This is a genomic window from Microcoleus sp. D3_18_C4 (genome assembly GCF_036702355.1).
Taxonomy (GTDB): domain Bacteria; phylum Cyanobacteriota; class Cyanobacteriia; order Cyanobacteriales; family Microcoleaceae; genus Microcoleus.
In genome coordinates this window covers 1-7,618 of record NZ_JAUBTF010000123.1, presented here as the reverse complement: position 1 = coordinate 7,618, position 7,618 = coordinate 1, and the positions used below count along the sequence as shown (strand labels likewise).

The 7,618-nt window shown below is 45.6% G+C and carries 8 protein-coding genes and 1 pseudogene; 3 read left to right on the top strand and 6 right to left on the bottom strand.

The features are described from left to right. Positions 1-386 precede the first annotated feature (386 nt). The 5 genes from QUA90_RS29680 to QUA90_RS29660 all read right to left on the bottom strand — a co-directional run bounded on the left by QUA90_RS29680 (position 387) and on the right by QUA90_RS29660 (position 4,429). Entirely contained in the window at positions 387-815 is a 429-nt protein-coding gene (locus tag QUA90_RS29680; RefSeq protein ID WP_333389547.1) for an HNH endonuclease signature motif containing protein, read from the bottom strand. After that, positions 812-1,285, bottom strand: a complete 474-nt coding sequence (locus QUA90_RS29675; RefSeq protein ID WP_333448711.1) for a hypothetical protein — start codon at positions 1,283-1,285, stop codon at positions 812-814. The genes QUA90_RS29680 and QUA90_RS29675 overlap by 4 nt, the downstream gene beginning before the upstream one ends. A gap of 8 nt (positions 1,286-1,293) precedes the next feature. Beyond that, complete coding sequence (locus tag QUA90_RS29670) at positions 1,294-1,683, bottom strand: hypothetical protein (protein ID WP_333389551.1); 390 nt, start codon at positions 1,681-1,683, stop codon at positions 1,294-1,296. Positions 1,684-1,748: 65 nt separating this feature from the next. After that, on the bottom strand, positions 1,749-3,335 hold the full coding sequence (locus QUA90_RS29665) for a serine hydrolase (protein WP_333448710.1): 1,587 nt from the start codon (positions 3,333-3,335) through the stop codon (positions 1,749-1,751). Between the two features lie 305 nt (positions 3,336-3,640). Then, positions 3,641-4,429: an RNA methyltransferase gene (locus QUA90_RS29660; RefSeq protein ID WP_333389555.1), complete on the bottom strand. Its 789-nt coding sequence runs from the start codon at positions 4,427-4,429 to the stop codon at positions 3,641-3,643. 158 nt (positions 4,430-4,587) lie between these two features. Between QUA90_RS29660 and QUA90_RS29655 the strand changes: the two genes are divergently transcribed. The 3 genes from QUA90_RS29655 (at position 4,588) to QUA90_RS29645 (ending at position 6,311) form a co-directional block, all read left to right on the top strand. Then, positions 4,588-4,743 carry a DUF2256 domain-containing protein gene (locus QUA90_RS29655; RefSeq protein ID WP_333081368.1) on the top strand — a complete coding sequence of 52 codons (156 nt, stop codon included), beginning with the start codon at positions 4,588-4,590 and terminating at the stop codon, positions 4,741-4,743. A gap of 72 nt (positions 4,744-4,815) precedes the next feature. Next, entirely contained in the window at positions 4,816-5,751 is a 936-nt protein-coding gene (locus tag QUA90_RS29650) for an isoaspartyl peptidase/L-asparaginase (RefSeq protein ID WP_333448709.1), read from the top strand. 233 nt (positions 5,752-5,984) lie between these two features. Next, positions 5,985-6,311, top strand: a complete 327-nt coding sequence (locus QUA90_RS29645; protein WP_333448708.1) for a hypothetical protein — start codon at positions 5,985-5,987, stop codon at positions 6,309-6,311. Here the strand turns inward: QUA90_RS29645 and QUA90_RS29640 are convergent. Beyond that, a pseudogene (locus QUA90_RS29640) lies at positions 6,275-7,075 on the bottom strand (IS1 family transposase). The gene QUA90_RS29645 and the pseudogene QUA90_RS29640 overlap by 37 nt on opposite strands. Positions 7,076-7,618 lie beyond the last annotated feature (543 nt).

Sequence of the window (7,618 nt, the reverse complement as noted above, 5' to 3'; positions counted from 1 at the left end):
AATTAATAATTAAATGGGGTCGCAAAATTAAAAATAAGGGTAATGCTTGTATCACAGTTTAAATGTGCAACAGCTTAAGGATCAAAGGCATCTCTCAAATTTTTGATTGTATTAGCGGAAATTCCCAGTAGAGAGCCTATTTTTTCATGGGTATCAGTCATGTTACCAAATCCCAATTTCTGATAACCATCTCTATCAAATCTTGAAAGATAATAAGCTACTATATAAGCATACGGGGAATTACAATCACCCAAGGAGTCTATAAGAGTATTCCAGTTATAAGGTTTTTTCACAATTAAAATTATTCATTTGTTTTGTAATACCGCTTCTCTAAGTCATTGCTACAATCGGCATCGTTGGGTTGATTTTATACAATCACCTACTGTTTATGTGGTTTGTGGGCGGGGTGCTGGAAATTCCCCAATACTGATAAGTTGCTCGCGTTCGAGGATGCGTTCTAGGAGGTTAAATTGCAGAATTTTAGCGGTTACGCGCCCTTCTGGTGTCCGTGGGACGATTGATCCTCCTTCTAGCCGAAAATGGTCTGACCATTCCTGGACACGGGGATTAAAAAAGGGAGTTAGTTGTCGTGTCTCAGGGTCGATGGAACCTAGGTCAGTTCCTTTGAAACGGTTGCAGCAAGGACAGGATAACGCTAGGTTTTCAGCTTCGGTGACCCCATCATGTTTTTCAGCAATGATGTGTTCCATTTCAAAGGCAAAGAGTGAAGCCGTTTGGGGAAATCGACAATACTCGCATTGCTCTCCGGCGCGTTGGGTCACTAGCCGACGCAGAGTGGCTGGTACATAACTCATGCTTCTGTCTGTAAGCGTTTATAGGCATGAGCTTTGGCTAAACGCACCCAATGTTCTAACAGCAAATAGCGATCGAGTTCAACTTCCTCTCTGGCCGAAAGAGTGCCGGATTTATTGCGATCGAGCAGTTCGCTCATGCGGGCTTGCAACGCAGGTGTGGGGCGGATTGCGAGGATTTCTTCTGGGCTGGGTTGACTCGCTAGCAGTTCGACGATTTGGCGATCGTCTTGGTAGGGAATGGTTTCTGCGGGGGCGAGTTCCCGAAGTGCGCGATCCAGGGCTTCCGGGAGACGATCGCCCAATTGTTGCAGTTTTTCGCCAAGGAGATCGGGAACTTCTAGGATAATTTGCATTAGCGCTGATGTGAGGATGGGAATTCCCTTGATTGTAACAAACGGAAAAAATGCCGTTAACTTAAATCCCGATCGGAGATTGAAACTGCATCGTCCGGTATTTGCAAAGTTGTTCAAAATTGAGATCACTGGCGAATTTGCCCATTGTAATCAACTCTGATTCGGCCATCTTGGGAAACCGTAACAACCGTTTCTACAGTAAAGACAGACGAACCAGGCTTGTTACCCTTAAAAGTAAAAGTCCAAGTTCCATCGCCATTGTCTACAAAAGGCGATTCCCTAGAAATACCGTGCATAGAAGCTTCAGCTCGATAGTTGCCTAAACCCCCATTAGCCCTTTCTGCTGCTTGACGGGCTAAGTTTTTTGCCCGATTGAGTTCGATATTATTGTTGATCACTCTCACGCCGTCCGTCTCAGATTCAGGAGCAGGATTAGCATTACTCAAGGTGGGGGAGACTCCAACGGCTAAAGTTGAGAGCGCTACCAGACAAGCAAGGCGGATGCTTAGTTTCATAATACAAACTGATTTATAGTTTGATAAAGTCTACGAGACTTGTCCGAAAAAACCCGGTTGAATTTTCAATTTTTAATTTTCACTTGTGAATCGGCTGGCGTTTCCCCACCGTACAAATAGCGGTAACTCATCCGAGAAATCTCCCGAATCAATGTTTGAGCTGGCTTCTCTGTTTCCGGTGAATGCTTCACCATCACCGCCACCAAATAACGCTTACCATTCGGCAAATCCACCATCCCCGCATCCGCTAGCATTGTATCAATGTTGCCGGTTTTGTGAGCAATAACTGAACCTTCGCCTAAACCTTTCGGCAGCAAAGAATCATTTCTAGTTTGGCGCATGATTTGCAAAATGCGATCGCGCGATTTGACGGATACCAAATTACCCCGATCAATCTGGGCTATGATATTAATCAAATCCTGCGGACTGGTAGTATTAGTTCCCTCCAAATCAGGCAAATTATTGCGGAGAACCGTCGCCCTCAAACCCCAATTGGCAAACTGCTGATTCAACACCTCAGCACCTCCCAACAACTCAATCATCATATTTGTCGCCGTATTGTCACTGACAACAATCATCTTTTGGGCAACTTCCAAAGCCGAATACTTCTTGCCAGGAGCCTGGTCTTGCATATCCCCAGAACCGCCGACAATGTGTTCGGACTTCAGCGTCAGCATCTGATCTAACTGCACTTTGCCCTCATCTACTGCTTGGAAAAAAGCTACTAAAATTGGCACTTTAATTGTGCTAGCTGAAGCAAAAGCAGTATCGCCATTAAAATTTAGGTAGCTTCCAGTATCTAAATCGACTAGAAATATTCCGGCTGTCAAACTAGGATTTTCTGTTGCTAAAACCTGAACTTGGGTTTTCAAAGCTCCTAATTCTTGATTCAGTTGCAGCACTTCTGGGGTTGCCGATTCCGCAGAGGCGCTATCGGCTTGGTTTTTCTGCCCTGCGGTGGTTTGTTCTTCTGGCGCTACAGTGGATGCTCGACTCACAGCATTTACCACCGACAGCAGCGTACCGCAAATCACCGCTATCCCAACTCCTAAAATCAGCAAGCGAGTAGCGTACACCAACGGTGGCACGCTCCGAGGTGCAGAGCGTTTACCCGGTCTCTCACTCGCTTTTGGGCGCGGTTTAGGCACGGGGGGTTTTTTGGCATCTGCGGGGATTACCGTGTCTGAAATGCGAACTGGGGGCGAACTGGGAAGACTTCCACGGGTGGTAGGGGGTGGGGCAGTTGGGATCTGGGTGTTGGGATTGCTGGCGATCGAACTCACATTTTCCCGCTCCTGATTGGGATCGGGAAACTCAAACATATCAACAGCAGCGAGGCCTTTTTTGCGGGGTTGGCGAGTCTTCGACTGCGGAGTTTTGCTGGTTCTGGGTTTTCTGGGGTTAATTGCCGATCGAGGATCGGATAAAAAGTCTTGTGTAGTAAATTCTTCCGAAGATGTGGGAGAATTGGCTCCATTTCTGCTGCCGCGGCCCTGTTGCGGTGGCAAAGTCGCAGGTTCGGGCGATCGAATTTCTGGGTTGCCGTTTTGCGGTTGCGGAGGGCGGCGGCGGCCCGATTTGCCAGACTGACTTGCTTTGCCGGACTTAGGCTGCTTTGAGCCGGAGTTGGGAGAAGATATCGAGGATATCACGGATAATATCGATCCTTTGGGAAACCGCTCTGCCACGTCTTACTCCTTCATCACTAATGTAAAGTTCAAGTTTAAGATTTTTCAGCTTGCCAGCCAATCAATTTTAGATTTTAGATTTTAGATTTTAGATTTTAGATTTGCCCCAGACGCTGCATGGTATCAGCAACCGGGTTTATTGCTCGCAAATTATCGCAAAGCTTAGGTTTTTAGTCAAGAAACCCTGTTATGAAGGTGACAAGTGGGTGCAGGAAAGTTCTCTGTGAAAAAAATCCTCAATCTCACATCCCCAATTATCAGCATTTCTCCTAGCTATCCATTGGATTTTCCGGCAACGCCCCATCCAGAGTATCAGAATTTGCCTCTCGTGGGTAAGTTTTGATTGCCCACTCTGTTTGGCGGAGGACGCCCCGCAGCATGGCGACTTCATCCACTGTCGGATAGGCTCTGTTGTACAAACGCCGAAATTTTTCCATCCGGCTTGCTGCTGTGTGCTGCTGCAAATATCCTATTTTGAGTAACAGCGTTTCTAGTTGCTGGTAATATCCCTCTAAATTTTCCAAAGGAGCCGATTCCTTCTGGCCACTGACAACTGACAACTGACAACTGACAACTGACTTGTATATTTCGTAACAGCAGATAGCGACGGCTTGAGCGAGATTTAGGGAAGTGTAGGCATCGCTGCTGGGAATGCGGATCAGGCGTTGAGCGCGGTTTAATTCGGCATTGGTCAAGCCACAGTCTTCTCGGCCGAAAATGAGGGCGCTGGGGGCTTCTAGGAGCCAAGGCAAGGCCTCTGCGGGTTCTTCTAGTTGTGTTGGCAACGATCGACTATCATCTCCTGTAGTTGCGATCGCTCTGACACACCCAACCAAAGCAGCGGGCAAACTCTCGACTACTTTCGCCGTTTCCAATATGTCGGCGGCGCGAACTGCCATCAGTCGGGATTCTTCCCCTAAATAATCGCATTGGGGATTTACCAAAACTAATTGGTGCAAACCCATATTTTTCATCACGCGGGCAACAGAACCCACATTCAAGGGCCCTGCTGGTTCGACTAAGACTATTCGGATGTTGGCGTCGGCCTTTTCGAGCATTTTTATTTGGGAGGTGTTTGGCAGAAATTAGGTTGTTTCCTTAGCAACAGGCAAGAGGCGTGTTCCACAATCAAATTTAACTCTTGTGGAACACGCCTCTTGCCTGTTCATAAAAATGGTACAAGATGTGAAGTAGTTAATCTATTGTCAAAATTAGCATGGCTAAGCAACGATCGAAATCTGATTTACCGACAAAAATGTGCTCAGTGTGCGATCGACCTTTTACTTGGCGCAAAAAATGGGCGGACTGCTGGGATGAGGTCAAATACTGCTCCGAACGTTGTCGTCGCCGCCGTTTGGCGGCTCAAGATTAAGAATTTAGGGCAAGTTGCTCGAACAAAGCTAAGATTGCAAAGGAAAAATTTTAGGTTATTAGGTTATAAATTATGGCATCGCAACAAGTGCAACCAAAATTAGTTATTCACGGCGGTGCCGGCAGTTCTCTACACAGTAAAGGCGGAATTGAGGCGGTGCGGAAATCGCTTTACGATGTTTTGGAGGAAGTTTATCCGCTGCTGAAAGACGGTGTAAGTGCCGTAGATGCAGTGGTGCGGGGGTGCCAATTGTTGGAAGATGACCCGCGATTCAATGCCGGTACTGGTTCTGTGGTGCAGTCGGACGGTCAAATTCGGATGAGTGCTTCGCTGATGGATGGTTTGATGCAGCGTTTCAGCGGGGCGATTAATGTTTCTCGCGTTCAACATCCGATCGAACTTGCTCAATTTTTGCAGCATTCGGACGATCGAGTTCTCTCTGATTTTGGTTCGGCGGAATTGCTGCGAGAACTTCAATTACCGATTTACGATCCGATGACGGATTTGCGTTTGCACGAGTGGATGCAGGAACGCCAAGGCAATTTTAGCAAAGCAATGGCTGACGTGGTTGCCGAACCGGCCGGTGTGGGTACGATCGGAGTCGTAGCTTTGGATGTGCATGGACGCTTGGCTGCTGGGACTTCTACTGGTGGCAAGGGTTTTGAGCGCATCGGGCGGGTTAGCGACTCGGCAATGCCGGCGGGAAATTACGCGGCCCAAAGTGCGGCGGTAAGCTGTACGGGAATTGGCGAGCACATTATGGACGAGTGTTTGGCGGCGCGAATTGTGATTCGGGTAACGGATGGTTTGAGTTTGAAAGCTGCTTTTGAGCGTTCTTTTACTGAAGCTGACGAACGTCAACGGGATTTTGGCGCAATTGGAATTGATGCTAGCGGGGCGATCGCTTTAGGCAAAACTAGCGAGGTGATTTTGGGTGCTTTTCACAATGGTATGGAAATGGGCGATACTTTGGAAATGAGCAAGGGAACGTTGATTTTTATTGCTTAAAATGGCGATCGAAATTATCCTCCTAAAAGTTAGGAAATTGTTGACAACTTGCTGAATATAGCAATCCTAAGTCAGTACCAATATGTAGGGGTATTGCCCCCATGCCTACCCCCAGGGATCGGTGCAACCACGGGGGGTAGGCCCCTACAACAATTACACAATTCATTTAGGATCGCTATATATGTATTGGCGGTGTGGTATGTTAATTTAAATCCTCCTCACCGCCACTACCGATGACTCAACAGGAGAATCTCAGTGCGATCGCTCAACCTCCGATCGCTCCAAAGAAATTAGAAAAGTTGGTCAAGTTATCTAGGCGCAGTCTATGGGTAACTGCTGTGCTTGCCTTTAAAGTTCCAATTGTTGCCTACTTTTACACTAAACGACGAATTGCTTGTTATATTGCTTTGCTGCTTAGTAGTTTGATGGCTGTATTGACTTTATTCATAGTTTTTCCCAGAGAAATCCCGAAGGGCAGTACGCTTCCTGCTACGGCATTCTATACATTTTCGGCGTTGCTGAATCAAGGTATGAATACTGCCGGAACGGGAACATCCTGAAATTTTAGGTAATGTATTAATACTTTAATAGAGTGCCTGAGCATTTCCGCGCACTTAGAATAATAAAGAGTCTTCCGATGTAGTCTTGCCAGATAATGTCTCAACCTCGTATTTTCATCTTCTAAGGAGTGTCATATAAGTCTTACTAATGATGTGATCTTCATCAGGAATAAACATCGGATAGACTGGGTATCCATCCGTGACATAAAAATAGCATTTCCAGGCACTTACCCTGTCTCACAACGATTCAAACGTCTCGGAACTATGATCTCCTAATACCCATCCTAAAATTCCTGACCGAAAGTGGTCAACGGCTGTCCACAGCCAGATTTTGTGTGTTTTTTATATAAGTCTGTAATTCATCAAGCTCACCGACTTCTGGCATAACTTCGGGGTCATAAACATCTGGTAATAGTTTTCCCACAAGTCTTACCCAAGTTATTAGGGTGGTGTGATGAACTCCTTTGATTCGCTAATCGCCCAAAAACCCATAAGCTGTCGCGCATTTAAATTGTATATTCAGGGCGAGCGGGACGCCCACCCCACAAGACTTTGATTGTTTTTTAACAGACAATTTAAATGTAGAACAGCTTACCATTGACGTACATTTTTAGGCATTCCCGTTTCACAGTCTCACTGTCACCTCGCTGTTACTCATAATCATCGATAAATTGACGGCCACATTTGACACAAATGTGGTTCTATTTTCCTTTTTTCTTACCGTTTTTACGGATATGGGTTGATTTACACTCAGGACATTGCATGGTGATTCCCTATATTTATACTATAATTATGCAACACCACTGAAAGTTTATTTGACCATGCAATTTAAATGCGGATTAGCTTAACGATAATTCAGTAGGCGCAAATAAACCTGACTATGTAACAAAATGTAAACCTCTACTCACCTGGGTGATTACATTCCTACGGAGCGCGAAACTAACGTTTCATTACCCATAACATAATTAATATATTTTTAAGATTCATCTACTTTAAATCATGGAAAGCTATTTTAAACTCAGCCACAGGTAAACTCGCGACCTTGGTTGTCTGCCAGAGATTTTAGTGCTAATCTATTAGCAAAATAAAAGGGGTCATGGCAAAAAACGACTTCAAATAATATATAAGTTAACAATTTGGCTCATCCAGGTCAGGAAGTCGATCTGTAGCCTCATTTTGGGAATCAAAAGGTGAGATAAATGAAAAAAATCAAGGAAACAGCAAGTGAATTAATTAGGGCTTGCTGAATATATCGATGGCACTTGACGTAGCCTGGGTTATGCGCTCGCGAGAGCGAGGGTAAAGTG

Coding starts and splice junctions, on each gene's coding strand:
- QUA90_RS29670 (WP_333389551.1), bottom strand. CDS start 1,683: ATGAAACTAAGCATCCGCCTTGCTTGTCTGGTAGCGCTCTCAACTTTA.
- QUA90_RS29645 (WP_333448708.1), top strand. CDS start 5,985: ATGACTCAACAGGAGAATCTCAGTGCGATCGCTCAACCTCCGATCGCT.
- QUA90_RS29655 (WP_333081368.1), top strand. CDS start 4,588: ATGGCTAAGCAACGATCGAAATCTGATTTACCGACAAAAATGTGCTCA.
- QUA90_RS29680 (WP_333389547.1), bottom strand. CDS start 815: ATGAGTTATGTACCAGCCACTCTGCGTCGGCTAGTGACCCAACGCGCC.
- QUA90_RS29660 (WP_333389555.1), bottom strand. CDS start 4,429: ATGCTCGAAAAGGCCGACGCCAACATCCGAATAGTCTTAGTCGAACCA.
- QUA90_RS29650 (WP_333448709.1), top strand. CDS start 4,816: ATGGCATCGCAACAAGTGCAACCAAAATTAGTTATTCACGGCGGTGCC.